The 20040-nt window shown below is 70.8% G+C and carries 13 protein-coding genes; 4 read left to right on the top strand and 9 right to left on the bottom strand.

All coding sequences use genetic code 11. The annotated features are described in order from the left end of the window. Window positions 1–10: 10 nt before the first annotated feature. From ACSVC7_RS11915 to ACSVC7_RS11885, 7 genes are all read right to left on the bottom strand, one after another. Window positions 11–1303 carry a hypothetical protein gene (locus ACSVC7_RS11915; RefSeq protein ID WP_448204553.1) on the bottom strand — a complete coding sequence of 431 codons (1293 nt, stop codon included), beginning with the start codon at window positions 1301–1303 and terminating at the stop codon, window positions 11–13. A gap of 6 nt (window positions 1304–1309) precedes the next feature. Then, the gene (locus ACSVC7_RS11910; RefSeq protein ID WP_448204554.1) at window positions 1310–2623 is read right to left on the bottom strand and encodes a glycosyltransferase family 4 protein; all 1314 of its coding nucleotides are present in this window, start codon (window positions 2621–2623) and stop codon (window positions 1310–1312) included. Between the two features lie 43 nt (window positions 2624–2666). Continuing rightward, window positions 2667–4853, bottom strand: coding sequence for a glycosyltransferase family 2 protein (locus tag ACSVC7_RS11905; RefSeq protein ID WP_448204555.1), 2187 nt, complete (start codon window positions 4851–4853; stop codon window positions 2667–2669). Continuing rightward, entirely contained in the window at window positions 4850–6166 is a 1317-nt protein-coding gene (locus ACSVC7_RS11900) for a glycosyltransferase family 4 protein (protein ID WP_448204556.1), read from the bottom strand. The genes ACSVC7_RS11905 and ACSVC7_RS11900 overlap by 4 nt, the downstream gene beginning before the upstream one ends. Next, window positions 6163–6990, bottom strand: coding sequence for a class I SAM-dependent methyltransferase (locus tag ACSVC7_RS11895; protein WP_448204557.1), 828 nt, complete (start codon window positions 6988–6990; stop codon window positions 6163–6165). The genes ACSVC7_RS11900 and ACSVC7_RS11895 overlap by 4 nt, the downstream gene beginning before the upstream one ends. Window positions 6991–6994: 4 nt before the next feature. Beyond that, the gene (locus ACSVC7_RS11890) at window positions 6995–9364 is read right to left on the bottom strand and encodes a glycosyltransferase family 2 protein (RefSeq protein WP_448204558.1); all 2370 of its coding nucleotides are present in this window, start codon (window positions 9362–9364) and stop codon (window positions 6995–6997) included. Between the two features lie 63 nt (window positions 9365–9427). Next, complete coding sequence (locus tag ACSVC7_RS11885; RefSeq protein ID WP_483508304.1) at window positions 9428–10249, bottom strand: calcium-binding protein; 822 nt, start codon at window positions 10247–10249, stop codon at window positions 9428–9430. 878 nt (window positions 10250–11127) lie between these two features. Between ACSVC7_RS11885 and ACSVC7_RS11880 the strand changes: the two genes are divergently transcribed. After that, entirely contained in the window at window positions 11128–13107 is a 1980-nt protein-coding gene (locus ACSVC7_RS11880; RefSeq protein WP_448204560.1) for a tetratricopeptide repeat protein, read from the top strand. Between the two features lie 245 nt (window positions 13108–13352). Here ACSVC7_RS11880 and ACSVC7_RS11875 read toward each other — a convergent pair whose 3' ends face one another. Together ACSVC7_RS11875 and ACSVC7_RS11870 are read right to left on the bottom strand one after the other, a co-directional pair. Beyond that, on the bottom strand, window positions 13353–14717 hold the full coding sequence (locus tag ACSVC7_RS11875; protein ID WP_448204561.1) for an HlyD family type I secretion periplasmic adaptor subunit: 1365 nt from the start codon (window positions 14715–14717) through the stop codon (window positions 13353–13355). Then, entirely contained in the window at window positions 14714–16435 is a 1722-nt protein-coding gene (locus ACSVC7_RS11870; RefSeq protein WP_448204562.1) for a type I secretion system permease/ATPase, read from the bottom strand. The genes ACSVC7_RS11875 and ACSVC7_RS11870 overlap by 4 nt, the downstream gene beginning before the upstream one ends. Before the next feature lie 403 nt (window positions 16436–16838). Here ACSVC7_RS11870 and galE point away from each other — a divergent pair, with 403 nt between their 5' ends. The 3 genes from galE (at window position 16839) to ACSVC7_RS11855 (ending at window position 19623) form a co-directional block, all read left to right on the top strand. Next, window positions 16839–17858, top strand: a complete 1020-nt coding sequence (gene galE, locus ACSVC7_RS11865; protein WP_448204563.1) for a UDP-glucose 4-epimerase GalE — start codon at window positions 16839–16841, stop codon at window positions 17856–17858. 14 nt (window positions 17859–17872) lie between these two features. Further along, window positions 17873–18382 carry a MarR family winged helix-turn-helix transcriptional regulator gene (locus ACSVC7_RS11860; RefSeq protein ID WP_448204564.1) on the top strand — a complete coding sequence of 170 codons (510 nt, stop codon included), beginning with the start codon at window positions 17873–17875 and terminating at the stop codon, window positions 18380–18382. Between the two features lie 77 nt (window positions 18383–18459). Beyond that, window positions 18460–19623, top strand: a complete 1164-nt coding sequence (locus ACSVC7_RS11855) for a DUF2336 domain-containing protein (RefSeq protein ID WP_448204565.1) — start codon at window positions 18460–18462, stop codon at window positions 19621–19623. Window positions 19624–20040 lie beyond the last annotated feature (417 nt).

Raw genomic sequence — 20040 nt, 5'->3', positions numbered from 1 at the left:
CCGGATTTTATCAACCGGGCGACGGATCCAGGCGGATCATTATTCGGACGAGATCGCGTTGCGGCGTCGGCTTGCAGCCGGACTGGGCGAGGCGGGTCAGGTAGAGGTAGGCCGTGTTGCCGGCGTCCTCGAAGTTCCGCGTCTTCGCGTTCGGGTCGAGGATGGCGGGGTAATAGTAGGTCTCCGCCACGCCACAGGCCTTGTCGGTCAGCAGCGGGGCGGCGAGCGCGAGGCGCGGCGCCGACCAGTTCACGAGGTCGGGGGAGGTGGAGGTCCAGACGCCCGACACCGGCTCCATCCCCGGCCGCTCCGCCCGCCGCCCGGCCATGACGGCGACGTAGAGGCCGGTGCCCGCGTGGCGGACGAGGCTGGTCACGGTGAAGGGCAGGCGGTCGGCGGGCAGCGGCGCGCAGGCGTGAGCGGCGGCGTCGGACTCGCCCTCCGCGTAGGGATCGGCGAAGCGGACGGTGAAGTCCCGCCCGTCCCAGGCGCGCCAGGACTTGGGGTCGGCGAGGTCGCGGGTGCGCATCAGGCAGACACCGCGCTTCTGGGCGTCCATTCCTTCCGCGAAGGCCGTGGCGTAGTACCAGCCTTCGCGCTCCACGATGTTGCTGGGCGCGAACAGCCCGGCACGGTGGCCGAGGTCGCCGCGGAACTTGTAGGGGATGCCCGCGACGTAGCGGCCGGGTCCGAAGCTGCGCCCGCCGTCGTGCGAGACGGAGAGGGTCAGCGCGTTCCACCAGCAGGCCATGTAGTCGCCGACCGGGCAGAGGTCGCGGCGCTTGTGCCCGTGATACTCGTTGTGGACCAGCGCGTAGACGGTGGTGCCGTCCAGCGTGTAGGGCGAGGTCAGCCAGCCCACATCGTCGTAGCGCGCCGGGTCGTCCCGCCCGCCGGACTGGAAGACGACGCGGCAGTCGTGGGTGAGTTTGGAGAGAGAGGGGCCGGTCAGCACGCGGGCACGGGTGTGCGCGGCCAGCAGGTGGACGGCGCCGTCCGCCCCCTTCCAGGCGCGCGCCGGGGCGTCGGGCACGTCCCAATCCTCGCAGGCCTGGCTGCGGTGGTCGTAGACGGTCTCCACCGTGGCGGAGGCGGGGACGGCGACGCGCAGGTCCGTGGCGTGGGCGGGGGTGGTGAGGAGGGTGAGGGCGGTGAGGAGAAGTGAGGGCGCGAGCCCCCTCCCTAACCCTCCCCCGCTGCGCGGGAGAGGGGACTGCCGCCGCTGCGCCCAAGTCCCCTCCACCGCCGAAGGCGGGGGAGGGTTAGGGAGGGGGCTGCCGTTGCCGTGCTCGCGCGTCCGCATGAGGCTTTATACCTTCTGCGCCACGGCGCGTTCGGGCAGGCTCACCGAACCGCCACCGGCCGCCGTGATCAGGCCTTCGTACACCTCCGCATGCCGCCGGGCGCATTCGGCGCGGTCGATGGGGCGGCGGATGCGCATGCGCAGGCGGTCCCACAGGTCGGGGGTGGTCAGCGCCTCGGTCATGCGGTCCACCAGATCCTCGACGCTGGCGCTGCGGAAATGCAGGCCGTCCACGCCGTGGGTGACCTTTTCCGCCATGCCGCCGATGTTGCTGGCGATGATCGGGCGGCCGTGCAGGAAGGCTTCCTGGATGACGACGGGCGAGTTCTCCCACCAGATCGAGGGGATCACCATCCAGTCCACGTCCTTCATCAGGCCGGGCAGCTCGGTCGAGCGGTAGCTGCCGTAGAAGCGCACGCGGTCGCCGGCCCGCTCCACCGCGTCGTTGAACTTCTTCTGGTAGGCCTCCGGCTGGCGTTCCAGGTTGCCGCCGAAGATCATCAGCGCGCCGTCCTCGCCCCAGATCTTGTCCGGGATGCGGCCGATGGCGTCGACCAGCACATGGGCGCCCTTGAACTCGGTCAGCTGGCCGAAGAAGGCGAAGCGGTTGCGCTTGCCGCCGCGCGCCAGCGGGCGGGGCGGGGCGATGCCCTCGATGGTCAGGCCGTTCTCGATCATGCGGAACTTCTCGCGGGGGAGGCCCCACTCGACGTAGCGGTCGATCAGGAAGTTCGACGGGCTGATGTAGAAGTCCGCCTGCTCCAGGAAGGTCTTCAGGAACAGCTCGCGCTTGAAGAACTCCGCCTCGCCGATGTGCGGGAAGCAGCCGGCGCAGTCCGCGGGGCTGGAGCGGTAGCACAGCGTGTTGCGGCTGGTCTTCACCATCTGGCCGTGGTGGTGGCAGATGGACAGATACTCGTGGAAGGTCACGACGATGGGCACGCGCGGCAGTGCCTGCCGGATCGCCTGGATCGTCTCCACGCCCAGCCCGATGAAGTGGTGGAAGTTCACCACGTCCGGCTGGAGGTCGCGCACGTAGCGGACGAAGTCCTTCTCCAGCCCCGGCAGGTTCCGGTTCGACAGGCGGAAGTGGTCGTAGTCGTTGGCGTGGTAGAGGACCTCCCGTTCCTTCTGGCGCAGCGCCATCAGGGCGGAACTGCCGTGCGGCGTCACCGGCGGGGAGGTGCGGGCCAGGTAATGGCTCTCCCAGCCCGGCAGGTCGTGCAGGCCGAGGTGCAGGTTGTAGGAGGCGACCTCCGCACCGCCCAGCGAAAAGGCGGGGTGGCCGTGGCTGACGATCAGGACGCGTTTGTTGCTCATGGGATCGACCGATCTTCGAAAGGCGGCTGCGGGGCTACGGGGGTCAGGCGGCGACGCGGGCGGACCAGCTTTCCTCGAAGCTCCAGCGGTCCACCAGGGCGCCCGCCCGGCGCCAGCGGTCGGCGTGGGCATCGCGGGGCTGCTCGTCCAGCGCCACCAGCGTGACGCGCGGCAGCCAGACGCAGGCTCCGCCCAGCGCGCGCAGCCGCAGGCAGAGGTCCAGCCCCTTGTGGTCGGCCCCCAGGTAGGCGCCCATGGAGGCCAGCGCGCGGGCCAGCGCGTCCTTGGGCAGCAGGGCGCATTCCGGGGCGGCGGCGTCCACGGTGGCCGCGTCCTGCTCCTTCAGCCAGTCCTGCGGGTAGCCGGCGAAGCGCCGCTCGAAGCAGCGGGTGCCGTCCGCCCCCTCCACCGCCATGATGCCGGCGAAGCGGATGGAGTGGTCTTCGTAGAGCAGCGTCGGGCTGACCATCACCGGCCCGCCGGACTTGCGCGACACCCGCTCCAGCGCCGACAGCCAGCCCTTGCCGGTCGGCAGGACGGAGGGGGAGAGCATCAGCACCCGCTCCGCACGGGCGTGGGGCAGGGCGGCGGCGATCGCCTCGAAGGCGTCGGTCGCCTCGGGGGCCGCGACGAAGGTGACCGACAGGCGGTAGAAGGCGGCGGCCTGCCGGACCGCACCGCCCAGCCGCTCGTGCGTGCCGGCCGCCGCGACGACCAGCAGTTCGGCCTCCGCGAAGTCCGGGTCGATGGCGAGGCGGGCGATGTTGAGGTCCACGTCGGCGCGCCCGTCGGTGACCGGCATCACGACCGACACGCGCGGCGTCCGCACCGGGCGGCCCATCGGGTGGATGCCGGTCGCCGGGATCTCCGCGACACGGGAGCGCGCGGCGCGCAGCATCGGCCCGACATGGCGGGCGATCAGCTGATCGATGCTCGGGCTGTCCAGGTTGACCAGCGCCAGCATGCGGTTCAGGGCCTCCGGCGCCGGGGGCAGGCAGCTCAGCGGCATGAAGGCGAAGCGGTCGTCAGCCAGTTCGAGTTCGAGGTGGAACTCGGCACCATTGGACAGGCTGGCGGACAGGCCGCCGGGCAGGCCGGCGGGCTCGGCGGCGAAGGCGGTGAAGCCGTGCTGGTCCTGGCCCGGCACGAGGCGGCCGGCGAACAGCCCGTCATGCTGGAAGGCCTCCGTCACGTCGCGGCGGGCCAGCCGCGACCACTCCGCGTCCAGGCGGGCGGAGACGCCCGGCCCCTTCAGCGTGACGGCGCGCACCTGCCGCGTGGGGTCGAGCAGCCAGCCGGCGACGAACAGGCCGGCCCCCGGCACGCGCAGCGCCATGTCCAGCCCGGTGCGCACGGGGATGTCGAGCTTGGAGACCGTCTCCGCCCCGTCGTAGCGCGAGGCGGCGATGCGGCCGACCTGCTGGCGCGCCTCGGCGTCCTGAAGGTTGCCCAGCATGTCGCGGATGTGGGCGGAGGCCACGCCGTCCGGCAGGATGGTGCGGTGCTCGAACATCTCCATGTGGCGCCAGCCGTCGGCGGCGCGGTAGTGGATGCGGCGGATGGTGCCCGGCGCCGGGGTGGCGTCGGTCAGCACGGCCAGCACGCCCGCCGCGTCGGACGGCAGGTCCGGCCGCGCGAAGGAGGCGGCGGTGGCGCGGTAGGCGCCGAGATCGTCGGCCTCGATCAGCAGCTTCTGCGGGCCGGTCTTGACGCTGCGCGCCCAGCCCTGGAGCATCAGGCTGCCGTCGCGGAAGCGGCCGAACAGCTCCGCGAAGCCGTCGGGCTGCGACACCTCCTGCGCGAGGCCGGAGAGCAGGCGGCCGATGCGGTCCGACGGCCCTTCGGAGGAGGCGGCGAGCGCCACGGCGAAGTCCAGCGCCAACGCCAGCGCGCCGGGCTGGAAGCCCTTCAGCGCGGCGATCAGGTGGGCGGGGTTGGTGCGGACGTTGGACAGGCGCGGCAGGACGAGACGGTCCCCGCTCTCCTCCGTGATCTCGACGCGCGTCGGGCGCATCTGGGCAAGGCCCGGCACCCGGATGCCGCCCAGGAACCAGCGCTCCCCTTCGGCGTCGGTCCAGCAGCGGCCGGCGAAGCGTCCCTCCGTCTCGCCGTCCAGATGCACGCCGGCCATCGCCGGCAGCGGCCGGTCGATGGCGCCGAACAGCACCAGCGTGTCGTCGTCCAGAAGAATGGCCGCCGTGATGTCGGCCTTGGTGATCGGTTCCTTCATCCTGCGATGCTCCCCGCAAACGAGCCGTGCAACCCTGTTCCCCCCGTATTCGCAATCAACTCGTCGTAGAGGACGATGTGTTTTGCGGCGGCCTCGCCCGTCTTGCGGACCGCCGGTATGTTGGACACGAGCCGTTCCCAAAGCCCCGGCTCGGTCATGGCACGGGTCATGACGCGGGCGAGATCCGCGGCGTCCCCCGCCCGGAAATGCAGCCCGTCAACCCCGTCGCGCACCGCTTCGGCCATGCCGCCGATGCCGCTGCAGATGACCGGGCGGCGGTGCTGGAAAGCCTCCCGGATGACCAGCGGCGCGTTCTCCCACCAGATGGAGGGCGTCAGCACCCAGTCGGATGCCGCCATCAGGTCCGGCATCTCCTCGCGCCGGTAGGGGCCGTGCGGAACGGCGAGGCCATTGGCGGCCTTGAAGCCCTCCTCGACCTTCGCCTTGAAGGCGTCGGTCTGGAAGGGCGCCCCGCCATGGACGGCGAGCGACAGGTCCTGCCCCTGCCTGGCCAGCCGCGCCACGGCGTCCAGCGCCACGGTCACGCCCTTGAAGGGGTTCAGGTTGCCGAAATAGGCGAAGGCGTTGCGCGCCTCCCCCGGCGCCAGGGCGCGGTGCGGGGCCGGATCGACCGCCGGGCGGCCGTTCTCCATCACGGCAATCCGCTCCGGCGCGAGGCCCCAGGCGATGTAGCGGTCGCGCAGGAAGGCGCTGGGCGCCAGGAAGCGGTCGACGAGGCCGAACATCGCCTTGACGTGCTTCTCGCGCAGGACGAACTGGTCGGTCGGGCGGTCGGGGAAGCAGCGGTGGCAGGCGTCGGGCGAGGCGGACCGGCACAGCGCGTGGGCACCGGTCGTCACCATCTGCCCGTCGTTGGCGCAGATCGGGTAGTAGTCGTGCAGCGTGTAGACGATCTTCGCGGCCGGGCAGACGCGGCGGATCAGGAACAGCATCTCCACGCCCAGCAGCAGGGTGTGGTGGACGTGCACGATGTCCGGCTTGAAGGCGCGCAGCAGGTTCGACAGGTCCGGCACGATGCCGTGCAGGTCGATCTGGCTCTGGAAGAAATGGTCGAAATGGCCGGCCCACAGCACCACCTCGTCCGCGCTGCGGCCGAGAGTCTGGAGGTTCGTGCCCGGCTTGCGGTCACGGTGGATGCCGTTGGTGCAGGCCAGGAACAGCGCCTCCGCACCGGCGGCCTTCAGGCCGTTGAACAGTTCGTGCGCGAAGATCTCCGTGCCGCCGGGGTGCAGGCTCGGGTGGTTGTGGGCGATGACGAGGACGCGGGGCAGAGCGGCGGGGGTAAGGGTCATCGTGCGCCCTCCTTCTCCAGCACCAGCAGATCCTGGAAGTTCTCGGCCTCGCGCTGGCCGCTCCAGTGGCCGCGCAGGACGGGGCGCGCCGGGTTCAGCCCTTGGGCGGCGAAGACGCTCAGCAGGAAGCGCTCCGCGTAGGCGACGGCGGCGTTGGGGGCGGCCTCGTCCGCGATGTATTCCGGACCCGGCGCGTCGATGAAGGCGGGGCGGGCGGTCTTCGCCGCGATGCCCTCGCGCGCCTTGGCGTCCACCAGGAACAGGCTGAGAAAGCAGCGCCCGCCGGGCTTCAGCACGCGCCCGATCTCGGCGGCGTAGCGCACCATCTCGTCCGTGCGCAGGTGCGTGACGACCGAGGTCAGGATGACGAAGTCGTGCCCGTGGTCCGGGAAGGGCAGGGTGGACTTCGCCGCGTCGAACCGGCCGCCGGGGTTGTACAGAGCGTTCGCCACGTCCAGGCATTGGAAGCGGAAGTCCGGGTAGGCGGGGGTGATCGTCTCCGCGCACCAGCGGATGCCGTCCTCCACGATGTCCACGCCGTCGTAGGAGGAGTCCAGATACTGCGTCAGCGGAACGGCCATGCGCCCGATGCCGCAGCCGATCTCCAGCACGCGGTCGCTGGGCTTCAGGCCGCCGGTGCGCACGAAATGGCGCAGGAACTCCGCCCCGATGGCGCGGAAATCGCCGTCGCCGATGAAGACGCGGTCGGGCGGCGGCACGGGCAGGAAGCGGTTGCGCGCGACCTGGGCGCACAGCCATTCCAGCTTCGGGTCGGTGCCGCGCCGCAGGACGGCCAGGCGGTTGCCGGTCAGGATCTCGTTCATGGCACTATTTCCGTTTCCGGTGCGCGCGCCCGATGTGCGGCGGCGGTTCCGGTGCGGCCAGGGGGGCGGTGAATGTGGCGCCCAGAGGCGCGCTGAGAGGGGCGCGGGCGGGGGCGACCAGCGGCGGGGGCGGCGGGGGCGGGGGAACCTCGTCCCAGTCGCGGGCCATCAGTTCCTCCATCAGGGAGGCCCAGCGGCGGGCGTGGAGCCAGCCGTTGTATTCCGACGCCACGCCGCGCGTGTAGCCCGTGTGCCGGCTGATCGAGCGGCGCTCCAGGTGGTACAGCTCGACCGAAGGGACGTAGCGGATGTCCAGACCCGCCCCGCGGACGCGCAGGCAGAGGTCGGAGTCCTCATAGTCGCCGATGATGTAGTCCTCGCAGAAGCCGCCGACCGCCTCGAACACGGCGCGCGGCATCATCAGGCAGGCGCCGGTCACGCCGGGGACGCTGCGCTCCCGCCGGGCGGGCAGGAAGTCGCGCGGCAGGCCCTTGAAGAAGTGGTGGTTGTACCAGCGCCCGCGCACGTCGCGGTCGAAATAGAGCCCGGCGTGCTGGAGGCTGTCGTCGTCGAACAGCAGCTTCGGCCCCACGGCCCCGGTGCCCGGACGCGCCGCCAGGGCGGCCATGAGGGACGACAGCCAGCCCGGCCGGTCGGGGATCACGTCGGAGTTCAGGAACAGCAGCGTGCGCGCGGACGCCGCCGCGGCACCCGCGTTGTTGGCCGCCGAATAGCCGTGGTTGGCCGACTGCACCAGCAGCAGCATGGGCAGGCCGTACAGGCTGTGGAAGCCGTGCAGCAGGTGCACCAGCTCGTCGCGCTGCTCCGGGCTGTCCAGCACGAAGACCAGCTCCGCGTCCGCCATGCCGGGGTCGGTGGCGAAGCTGGACAGCTGGAAACGAAGGAATTCCAAGGTTTTGTAGAGCGGAATGATGATGGAAACCGACGGGTTCTCCGGCCGGCGGCCGAAGGTGACGATCTCCGGCGCCTTGCGGCCCGCCAGATGGGCGGCGTGCAGCGGGGCGACGGCGGGGGCGATCACCGTTTCCAGCAGGTGCGGCGTGCAGAACTGCGGCGGCAGGCTGCCCAGCACGGCGGCGCGGGCGTCGGCCGGGGCCAGCGGGCGCAGCGGCGGCACCAGCTTGATCGTCCCGCCGGAGCCGAGCCGCAGTTCCGCATGGATTTGCAGCGCGGCGGCGGGCTCGGGCGCGCCCGGCAGGTAGGCGACGAAGCCGCTGCGGTCGGCGGAGCCGGTGCCGAACAGCTTCGCCACGTCCTCGCGCGGGAAGCGGTGCTCCAGCACCTCCAGGCGCCGTTCGGCGCCGAAGGGGGTGTGCAGATCGATGGCGCCGGACAGGCCGTGCGGGTCGTGCACCCAGCCGGCCAGGAACAGCCCGCCGTCGCCCGTCGGCACCGCGAGGTCGAGCGCCGCGCCGATGGAGCGCTTAGCGTCGGCCACCTGCCGCTTCGGGATGGGGGCGAGCACCTGGAGTTCCCGCACCGCGGCGGCGGCGGTCGCGTCGGACCGGCCGCGCTGGGCGAGGCTGCGCAGGATGTACTGGCGCAGGGGCAGCGGCGTGTCGCGGCGGGCCGACAGATGCTCGTTCAGCGTCGGCAGGGTCGGCGACACCGCGTCGAAGGTCCGGCAGGCGAGGCCGTTGCGCCCCAGCACGACCAGCAGGTTGCCGGGCGCGCACAGCGCGCGGTCCACCAGGAAGGACATGGAGGTCCGGCCGCGCTTCTCGACGGTGGAGCCGGCGAACACGTCGAACGGGGCGGGGCCGACGGCGCCGGAGGCGATGATGACCGCCCCCGTCACCTCGCCGAAGCCGGCGGACAGCGAGCCGGCGCAGAGCAGCAGCTCGTCCGTCGCGGCGGCGCGCGCAACGACGGGGGAAGGGGTCGGCGACAACTCCAGCACGAGGCGGCGGCACACGCCGGCGAAACCGGCGTCGCCGCGCAGCGACGGCGTGGAGCGCGCCACGTCGAACAGGAACCGGACGACGCGCAGCCGGGCCGCCGCGTCGAGGCTGCCCAGCAGGAAGGCCGGATCCAGGTCGGGGAATTCGGTGTCGGCCAAGGTTTCCGCGACAACGCGGCCCTGGGCGACGAAACGCACCGTGACGCCCTGAAGGACTTCGGGGCGGCGCGGGGTGCGCAGGAAGGACAGGACGCGCTGTCCGCCCCAGCTCGTCCGAACGGACAGCGTGCTGTAGGGCGGCCGGGACTCCTCGCCGTCCAGCGTGGGAACGATGCGGCCGGAGGTCTCCGGCCCGTCGCTCTCCCAGGAGGCGAGGACGAAGTCATCCCCCAGCGCGTGAAGCTGCGCGTGGGCGATGGACGCCGAGGTCGGCAGGACAGCGAGAACGGTCATGCGCTTTCAGCCGAACCCCGCGGCGGCAGGCGGGGGGAGAGCCGCCGCGGGGTGCCGGTCCCTTTAGTGAACGACGAAGAAATCGTTCGGGTGGTGGTGGATGTCCTCGGCCGACACGCCCTTCAGCGTGATGGTGTCGCCGTTGCCGAGGTCGATGACCGCGTCGCCGCCATGGTCGGTGACGCGCGCCGCCAGATCCGAGGCGCTGGCGATCTTGAGGCCGTTGATGTTGCGGTCGATCTGGAGCACGTCCTCGCCCGCGCGGAAGTCGAGCACCACGTCCTGACCGCCGCCGCCGGAGAACACGAACACGTCGTGGCCGGCGCCGCCGGACAGGATGTCGTTGCCCTTGCCGCCTTCGAGAATGTCGTTGCCGTCGTCGCCGAACAGGTAGTCGTCGCCCTCGCCGCCGTGCAGCACGTCGTTGCCGGTGCCGCCGTGCAGGATGTCGTCGCCCTTGCCGCCGTCGAGGATGTCGTTGTGGCCGCCGCCGACCAGCACGTCGTCGCCCTTGCCGCCCTTCAGCACGTCGTCGCCGTCGCCGCCCGACAGCGTGTCGTCGCCGTTGCCGCCGTCCAGGATGTCACGGCCGCGGCCGCCCAGCAGAACGTCGTCGCCGTTGCCGCCGTTCAGGATGTCGTCGCCGTTGCCGCCGTCGATGGTGTCGGTGCCGTTGCCGCCCATCAGCATGTCGGCGCCGTCGCCGCCATGGACCACGTCATGGCCGTTGCCGCCGAACAGGGCGTCGCGGCCGTCGCCGCCGAGCAGCGTGTCGTTGCCGTTGTTGCCGAACAGGGTGTCGTCGCCCGCGCCGCCGTCCAGGACGTCGGCCTTGTTGGTGCCGTGGGAGACGTCGTCGTAGTTGCCGCCAGGAAGGGTGGCCATGTTTCTTACTCCATAAACGATGGAATTGTGTGGAAGCCGGCGTTTCCGCCTACCCCGAAATAGCGAGTTACGTCCATCGGTGTACCCAAATGCTCGGTGGCGCGGCTGTGATATAGATGAGACTAAAGGAAGCAAAAACTTGAGATCATAGAGTCAAACGGTAATAATAGAGGACGTTCGTTGCTTGATGCGACGTGTTTTGGCTTCAAAGCCTTTCGAAATTCTAAACATCCTGTTCTTGACGCGCACCGCCTGGCGGGGCTCCGGGCGGTGATCCCTGCTGTGCGGGGGGACGGGATTTCGCTGTGTTTTCAAGTGTTCCCAGGCTTCGCGCGGCGATGACGCACAGTGCGCGGAGCCGCCCAGCCGACACATTGCAAAGTCATATGCCCTTCGGGTGGAGGGCGCCGAGATGGGGAAGGATTGTTGGATGATCTCGCAGTTACAAGCGCAACCGGTCTGGAGAAGCGCTGAACATTTCCGGGTGTCGTGTGGAGGGGCTTTTTATACTGGCGCACTGAAGCATTGATACCGTCGCGGTGACATATCCGCCGTCTTTTCATCGTCCAGCCTCTTCCTCGTTATGCCCCAAAGACGCTGACGCAAAACCCCTCGCCCATCCCCGATGGGAGAGGGAGGGGCCCGCACCGAAGGTGCGGGAGGGTGAGGGCAAGGTTTTTGCAAAAATCCTCGGCCCACTTTCCCCGGATTCTCGGATTAACCTTGCCCTCACCCTCCCATGGCTTTGCCATGGGCCCCTCCCTCTCCCGGCGGGGCCGGGCGAGGGGACTTCCGCTTGGCAAGGAGCCACGGTTCCATCTTCCCTGATCGAAAGGCGCGTCCTACAACGACCTTTCGACCATCCACGCGGCGCGACCATGGCCACCATCGAGGAAGCATTGGCGCTGGCGCTCGGGCACCAGCTCGACGGCCGGCTGGCGGAGGCGGAGGTGCTGTACGGCCGCATCCTAGACGCGGTGCCGGACCACGCGGACGCCCTTCACCTGCTTGGTCTCGTCGCGGCCCAGACCGGGCGGCTGGAGCGGGGGGCGGAGCTGGTCCGCGCGGCGGTGGCATGGTCGCCGGAAAACGCGGACTACCGCGCCAACTTCGACAAGATCCTGGCGGCGCTGGGGCACGCGGCGGCGGACCAGTATGCGACCATGGCGATTCTCGATCCCGCGGAGCCGCAGGGGGCGCTGGGGCGGGCGAACCGGCTGCTCGACCTCGGGCGGACGGAGGACGCCGCGCGCTGGTATCGCCGCCGCCTCGTGCTGCGGCCCGGCCATGCCGAGTCGTGGTTCAACCTGGGAATTGCGCTGCGCGATTCCGGGCGGCTGGAGGAGTGCTCCGAGGCCTTCGCGCAGGCCGGCGCGGCGAATCCCGGCCTGACGCGCGCCTTCACGGAGCGGGCGGCCGTGGAACGGGTCTTAGGCCGTACGGACGTCGCGGCGTCCCTGCTCGCCCAGGCGGCGCGGCTGCGGCCCGATCTGGCGGAGGTCCGCGCCACGCTGGGCATCCTGTTCCAGCTTGCCGGGCGACTGGAGGAGGCGGTGGGGCACTACCGCGCGGCGCTGGCCGTCGAGCCGGGCAACGCCGACCGGCTGACCAACCTGTGCGTGGCCCTGACGGCGCTCTGGCGCGTTTCCGACGCGGTGCGGGCCGGGCGGCGCGCGGCGGTCCTGGCGCCCGACGACGCGCAGCACCGGATCAACCTGGGCAGCGCGCTCCAGGCCGCCTCCATGGCCCGCCGCGACGGGCTGGAGGAGGCCGCGGACGCCTACCGGGTGGCGCTGGCGCTGAAGCCCGACGAGCCCGACCTCTGGATGAACCTGGGCGCTGTCCGGCAGGAGCAGGGCGAGCCGGAGCGGGCGGTGCGCAACTATGCCCGCACGCTGGCCCTCGCCCCGGACCACGCGGAGGCGCGCTTCAACCTCGGGCTCGCGCTGCTGCAACTCGGCCGGTTCGAGCGGGGGTGGGTGGAGCAGGAGGCGCGCTGGAAGCAGAAGCGCTTTTCCTCCCCGGCGCGGAACTTCGCGCAGCCGCAGTGGATGGGCGAACCGCTGGAGGGCCGGACCATCCTGCTGCACGCGGAGCAGGGCTTCGGCGACACCATCCAGTTCGTCCGCTACGCGCCCATGGTGGCGCAGCGCGGCGGGAGGGTGCTGCTGGAGGTGCCGCGCGCCCTGATGCGCTTGTGCGCCGGGCTGCCCGGGGTGGCGCGCCTGATCGCGGCGGGGGAGCCGCTGCCGCCCTTCGACCTGCATTGCCCGCTGATGAGCCTGCCGCTGGCCTTCGGCACCACCCTGTCCACCATCCCGGCCGCACCGTCCTACCTCGACACCGATCCGGCGGAGGTGGTGCGCTGGGGGGCACGGCTCGCGGGAGGGGAGGGCCGGCGGGTCGGCCTCGTCTGGGCCGGCAACCCCAGCCACGGCAACGACCGCAACCGCTCCCTCCCGGTCGAGGCGCTGCGCCCGCTGCTGGCAGTGCCAGGGGTGCGCTTCTTCGGCGTCCAGGCCGGCGAGGCACGCCGGGCGATCCCGGAGGGGGTGGAGGATCTGATGGACGGCGTGCGGGACTTCGCCGACACGGCGGCGATCCTGCGCAATCTCGACCTGCTGGTCGCGGTGGACACGGCGACCGCCCATCTGGCCGGCGCGCTGGGCCTGCCGGTGTGGCTGCTGCTGCCCTTCGCGCCGGACTGGCGCTGGCTGCTGGGCCGCGACGACAGCCCCTGGTACCCGACGATGCGGCTTTTCCGTCAGCCGGAGCGGGGGGACTGGGGAGCGGTGGTCGAGCGGGTTGCCGGGGAGTTGGCAATGTTGACCCCTCGCCCGGCTCCGCCGGGCGCGTAGCCGACGGCCACTGGCCGGACAGGCGCCAAAGGCGCCTGTAGGCGAAGCGTGGTTGCGAGACTTGCGAGCAACCGGGAGGGGCCCGCGCCGAAGGCGCGGGAGGGTGAGGGCAAGGTTGGCCCGAGAATCCGAGGTTTCAGTGACCTTGATTCTCGAGAAAACCTTGCCCTCACCCTCCCATGGCTTCGCCATGGGTCCCTCCCTCTCCCGCCGGAGGCGGGCGAGGGGGTTGTCCTTGTGGCCGCTCACTTCTCCCGGAAGGCGCGGCTCATGCCGTCGGTCAGGGGGGTCATGAAGTATTCGATGGCTTTGCGGGTGTGGCCGCGGATCATCACTTCCGCTGGCATGCCAGGGTGCAGCTCGACGGTTGGGAGCTGCTTCATCGTGTCGGCGTCCAGGCTGACGCGGGCGACGAAGTAGGCCTGGCCGGAGCGTTCGTCCTGAAGCTGGTCGGCGGAGAAGGCGATCACCTTGCCCGGCACCGGCGGGACGAGGCGCTGGCGGTAGCCGGTCAGGCGCACCAGGGCCTTGCCGCCGATCTCCACATTCTGAACGTCGGCGGGGGAGACGCGGGCCTCCACGATCAGGCCGTCGTTCTGCGGCACGATGTCGAGGATGCCCTGGCCCGCCGGAACGGCGCTGCCCGGCGTGAAGAAGCGCAGGTTGGTGACGAGGCCGGCCTGGGGGGCCACGACCTCCTGCCGTTTCAGCACGTCGCCGGCGCCGCGCAGCCGTTCCGACAGGTCGGAGATGGTGGCCTGGACGGTTTGCAGCTCGTTGCCGACGTCGGCGCGGCGGGTGTTGCCGAGGTTGATGATCTCCAGCTCCGCGGCCGCGATGCCCTGCTCGGCCTTCGACTTGTTGGCGAGCAGTTCGCCCAGCCGGCCCTTGCCGTCGGCGACGTTGCGCTGAAGCTCCAGCAGGCGCGGCTTGCGCTCGTAGCCCTTGGCGAGCAGGCCCTCGACGATGCGCATCTCGTCCTCGGTGTAGCGCAGCCGGTCGGCCGTGGCGACGCGTTGCGCGTCCAGCGCCACCAGCTCGTCGCGGAGCTGCGACATGCGCTTGCGCTGGATGGCGATCTGCCCCTCGTAGCTGTCGCGCCGCGATTCGAACAGGCGCTGTTCGGCGGCAAGCGCCTCCGCCGCGACGGGGCTGTCCTTGGCGGCCTTCACCAGTTCGTCGGCGTAGACGGGGGCCTTGGCGTCGGTCTGCTCGGCGCGCAGCCGGGCCAGGCGGGCCAGCGCGGTCCAGTGCTGGCCCTGGAGCTGCGCCACCACGGCCGCGCTCTGCGTGCTGTCCAGCCGCAGCAGGACCTGCCCGGCCTTCACGAGATCGCCGTCCTTCACCAGCAGCTCGCTGAGGATGCCGCCCTCCAGGTGGGAGACGGTCTTGCGGTGGCTTTCCACCGCGATGGTGCCGGGGGCGATGGAGGCGCTGTCCAAGTCGGCCAGCATCGCCCAGCCGAAGAAGCCGCCGAAGCCGATGGCGACGGCCAGCGCGCCGGCCAGCGCCGTGCCGCGCAGCGACGGCTCCGCCGGGGTCACGTCGATGACGGGCGCCCAGGATTGCGCGAGAGGGGGCTGCGTCTGGGACACGGTGACGTTCGTCATGCGGTTTCTCCCGTCCGGACGAGGCGGGCGACCTTCGCGGCGCCGCCGGGCTGGACCAGCTTCAGCACGTCGGCGCGGGCGCCGAAATGTTCCACCATGCCGTCCTTCAGGACCAGCAGCTTGTCGGCGACCGACACGATGGAGGGGCGGTGGGCGACCATCACCACCGTGGCGCCGTCGGCGCGGGCCTGGTTGATGGCGTGCAGCAGCGCCTGCTCCCCCTCGTGGTCGAGGTTGGAGTTCGGCTCGTCCAGCACGATCAGGCGCGGTCGCCCGAACAGGGCGCGGGCCAGCGCGATGCGCTGCCGCTGCCCGCCGGACAGGGCGAAGGCGTTCTCCCCCACCGGCGTGTCGTAGCCGAAGGGCAGGCGGCCGATCATGTCGTGGACGCCGGCCAGACGGGCGGCGCGCACGATCTCCGCCGGGTCGGCCTGGGCCATGCGGGAAATGTTCTCGCCGATGGTGCCGTCCAGCAGGGCGACCGACTGCGGCACGTAGCCGACGTATTTGCCGAAGCTCTCCCGCTCCCACAGGAAGGTGCTGGTGCCGTCCAGGTAGATGCCGCCGGCCGTCGGCTCCCAGATGCCGACCAGCAGGCGGGCGAGCGTCGATTTGCCGGCCCCGGACGGGCCGATGATGCCCAGCACCTCCCCCGGTTCCAGCGCGAAGGACACGCCGCGCAGCACCGGGCGCGACAGGCCCTTGGGCAGGTGGCTGACGCGGTCCACGGCCAGCTTGCCCGACGGCATGGGCAGCGCCATGGTGCCGCGCCGCGTGCCCTCGCCGTTCAGCAGCTCGCGGATGCGCTTGTGCGCGGTCATGGCGCCGACCCACAGGCGCCAGTTGTCCACCAGATGCTCGAAGGGCTGGAGCAGGCGGGCCATCATGATGCCCGTCGCCATCATGCTGCCGGGCGAGGCCTCGTTGCTGATGACCAGCGCCGCACCGGCGGAGATGGCGCCGATCTGGATGATGAGGCGCAGCGCGCGCGAGGCCGACGCCATGCCGCGCGACAGCAGTGTCCCCCGGTCGATCAGCGAGGCCGACCCGCTCTGCGCCGCCTGCCAGCGGCGGGCCAGCGCGGGCAGCATGCCCATGGCCTCGATCGCCTCGGCGTGTCGGACGGCGCTGGCGACGTCGGCGAAGACCTTGCCGGCGGCCTCGTTCGCCTCGGCCATCGGGCGGCGGGTCAGCGCGTCGGTCAGCGCGTTCATGGCGAGCAGCAGAAGCGCGGAGCCGACCGCGATCCAGCCGTAGACCGGGTGCAGGATGAACAGCACGACCAGGAAGATCGGCGTCCACAGAAGCTCCAGCGGGATGGTGACGGCGCTGCCGCTGGCGAAGTTGCGCAGGTCGTTCAGGTCGCGCATGGTCTGGCCGGCGTTGCGCGCCCCGCCGCCCAGCGCGTCCACGATGGCCGCCTCCAGCGCCGGGATGTTGAAGCGGTGCGCGATCACCGCGCCGGAGACGAGGAAGGCGCGCGCGCGGATGAAGTCCAGCACGCCGAACAGCACCAGCCCGCCGACCGCGATGACGGCGAGCATCGTCAGCGTCTCCACGCTGTGGCTGCTCATGACGCGGTCGTAGACCTGCATCGTGTAGAGCGGGACCACGAGCATCAGCAGGTTCACGAAAAAGCTCAGCGCGCCGGCCAGAAGAAGGCCGCGGCCGATCTTCCGGTAGGCTTGGTTCAGCAGCGACCGGTCCATTCCGCTCATTCCAGTTCCTTTTCCTGCCGTCCTTGGTCCGGTGGCACGGGGGTCCCGCGGCGCGGGCGGCGTCCGACGCGGTTGTGGGGACGGTCCGACAGTGCCCGCATGTCTTCCGCTTACGTCCGGGATCGACGTTCAGCGTGTGATAAGTTTGGGGATCCAACCCCTGCGCGCTCGTCCGAAAGGGGTAGGCGGACGGCGCTAAGCCACTGAATGGAAATGGCTATTTCCGCGCGCTGTGGCCCGGGCGCACCGACCCTGGCCCTTTTTCGTAAACTGGTTTTTGGATTGAAGAATGGGCATGCTGCGCTACGGAACACTTGCGCATGCCACCGGAGGTGGTCGCCATCTCTGATGCCGGCGGGCGCATGGCGGAATAATTACTTCTAAAATCTAAGGAATATTAGCGATGAACTCGTCCAAGACCGTTCTGGTCACCGGTGGCGCCGGCTATGTCGGCAGCCATTGCGTGGCGGAATTGCTGGAGCGCGGCTTCGAAGTCGTCGTGTTCGACAACCTGCGCCAGGGGCACCGCGCCGCCGTGCCGGCCGAGGCCGCCTTCGTGGAGGCCGACCTCGCCGACCCCGCCGCGCTGAAGCGCGTGTTCGGCCAGTGGCGCTTCGACGCGGTGTTCCACTTCGCGGCGCTGTCGCTGGTCGGCGAATCGATGCGCGACCCGCATCTGTACCTGCACGGCAACACGGTCAACGCGCTGAACCTGATCCGCGCGACGGTCGAGGCCGGCGTGCGCAAGATGGTCTTCTCCTCCACGGCGAACCTGTTCGGCACGCCGGAGCGGCTGCCCATCGACGAGGACACGGCCATCGATCCCGGCAGCCCCTACGGCGAATCGAAGTTCTTCATCGAACGCGCGCTGCACTGGGCGGACCGCTGCCACGGCCTGCGCTCGGCCTGCCTGCGCTACTTCAACGCGGCGGGCGCGCACCCGAACGGGATGCTGGGCGAGGACCACGAGCCGGAAACCCACCTGATCCCGCTGGTGCTGGACGCCGCCGCCGGCAAGCGCAGCCACATCGAGATCTTCGGCGACGACTACCCCACCCACGACGGCACCTGCGTGCGCGACTACATCCACGTCTGCGACCTCGCCGACGCGCATCTGCGCGTGCTGGACGCGCTGGAGGAGCGGTCGGTCCGCTACAACCTGGGCAACGGCACCGGCTACAGCGTGCGCGAGGTGATCGCGGCCGCCGAGCGCGTGACCGGCCTGACCGTGCCGGTGAAGATCGGTGCGCGCCGCGCCGGCGACCCGGCGGTGCTGATCGCGTCGAGCGACCGCATCCGGACCGAGCTTGGCTGGCAGCCGCGCTTCCCGGACCTGGACAGCATCATCGGCGGGGTGTGGGCGTGGCGCCTGCGCAACCCGAACGGCTACCGCGGCCCGGCCGTGGCGCACGCGGCCGAGTGAGGGAGCGCGGGGGCATGAACACGCAGCGCCAGGACTCGTCCGGCTTACCCGAGGGCTTCGACCTTGCCGAGTATCACGGCGTGGCCCGCCTGATCGAGCGGATGCACCGCCGTTTCCTCGACGTGGTGCGGGCCGGGCTGATGAAGCAGGGGATCGACGACATCGGGCCGGTGCAGGCGCTGATGGTGATGCTGATCGGCGACGACGAGCCGTCGGTCCGCGACGTGATGGAGCGCGGCTACTACCTGGGCTCCAACGCGTCCTACAGCCTGAAGATCCTGGTGGAGGCCGGCTATGTCGACCGCGGGGCGTCCCAGCGCGACCGCCGCACCGCCCGCCTGCGGCTGACCGACAAGGGCCGGATGCTGCGCGAAGAGCTGACCGGCCTGGAGCGCGCGCAGGCCTCCGCCCTGGTGCGCAACGAGGCGGAGGCGGCGGAGCTGAAGGCCGCCTACCGCACGCTGCGCCGGCTCGACCGGATCTGGGGCGACATGGTCCGCTATTCCGACCAGGGGCTCGACTGAGCGAAGGCCCGGACTCCGACTGACAGGCCCCGATGACAGAAGGTCAAGGGCGCGATTCACCAAAGGTGTTGATGACGATGACGGACACCTCCCTTACCGCCCGCGATGTCGAGCGGCTGCTGGCCTCCCCCTCGGCGGAGGCGCGCATCGAAACGATGGCGAAGCTGGTCCACGACCTGGAACAGGGCGGGCTCAGCGAGGCCGAGCGGTCGCTGGCCCTGGAGGTCATGCACTGCTTCGCCGGCGACGCCCAGGTGGCGGTGCGCGAGGCCGTGGCCTGGCAGATCCGCAACAACCCCATGCTGACGGCCGAACTGGCCGAGCGGCTGGTCAAGGACGTGGGCCGGGTGGCCTTCCCGCTGCTGCGCGAGGCCGGGACGCTGGGCGACGACTTGCTGCTGGACGTTCTGGCCGACCCGGACGCGGGCAAGCATCTGGCCATCGCCGGGCGGCGCACGCTGTCGGCGCGGGTCTCCGGCGCCATCGTCGAGACGGGCAATGTCGCGGTGGTGACCACGCTGTTGCGCAATCCGGGGGCGGCGGTGACCGAGGCGTCGCTGCACCGCGCGCTCGACCGCTTCGGGCGCGTCCGCATGGTCAGTGAGGCGGCGGCGACCCGCCCCGGCCTGCCTCTGGCCGTGGTGGAGCGGCTGGTCGCCGTGGTGTCGGACGCGGTGCGGGCGACGCTGGCCCACACGCACGGCCTGTCGCGCGATCTGGTGGAGCGGCTGACCGCGCGCGGGCGCGAGTCCGCCACCATGCGCCTGCTGCGCCCGGCGTTGCGCGGGTCGGAGGATGTGGAGGCGGTGGCCCAGTGGCTGCACGCCAACGGGCGCTTCACCACGGCGCTGCTGTTCCGCGTGCTGTGCGGCGGCGACATCGCGCTGTTCGCCGCCGGGCTGGGCGCCAAGGCCGGCGTTTCGGCCGCCAACGCCCGCCTTCTGGCCTGGGACGACGGGGAACTGGGCCTGCGCGCGGTGCTGAAGCGCGCGTCGGTCGCGGCCATGCTGGTGCCGCCCTTCCAGGTCGCCATCGCCGTCGCCAAACGCATGGAGTATGAGGGCAGCGACAACCGCCGCGAGGACTTCCAGGCCGAGGTCATCGGCGAGTTGTTCGCCACCCTGACCCCCACCAGCGACTGGGCGGTGGACGAGCTGCTGCTTCAGCTGTTCGACGACGCCTCGGACGCGGTGATCGACCGCGCGCTGGAGCAGGCGGGGCTGCCCTTCGCGCCGGTGTGAGGGCTTGCGGTGGGAACGCCTGCCCCCACCCTAGCGTTACAGTTGCTCTGTTCGCCTGAGGTGCGCTTCCTTGGCGATGGCCTGATGGCAACCGCCGTGCTGGCCTGCAAGAACAAGGGACGCAGCCGGGCCTTGGTACCCCGCAACTCGGCGGACCACAGCTCCAGCAGCTCTTCGATGGCGACACCGGACATGGCGCCCCCCCAAAGCCTGGGTCAACAGGTGGGGGCCATTCCATGGCGACTGTAATGTTAAGCCCACGAGTGTCCGGCAAGGATATTGCTTGCACCCGAAGCGCCCCTGTGAGCGCAGCCATACCGTGTCCGCGCAATCGATCCTTCCCCTTTTTCGTCATGCCCGGCCTTGAGCCGGGCATCCACAGCGATTCCGAGACACATCCAGGCCGGCGTGGATGGC

The sequence above is a fragment of the Azospirillum mesophilum genome (genome assembly GCF_053470405.2).
The sequence above is the reverse complement of the archived record's forward strand: the minus strand, read 5'-3'. Positions and strand labels throughout refer to the sequence as shown.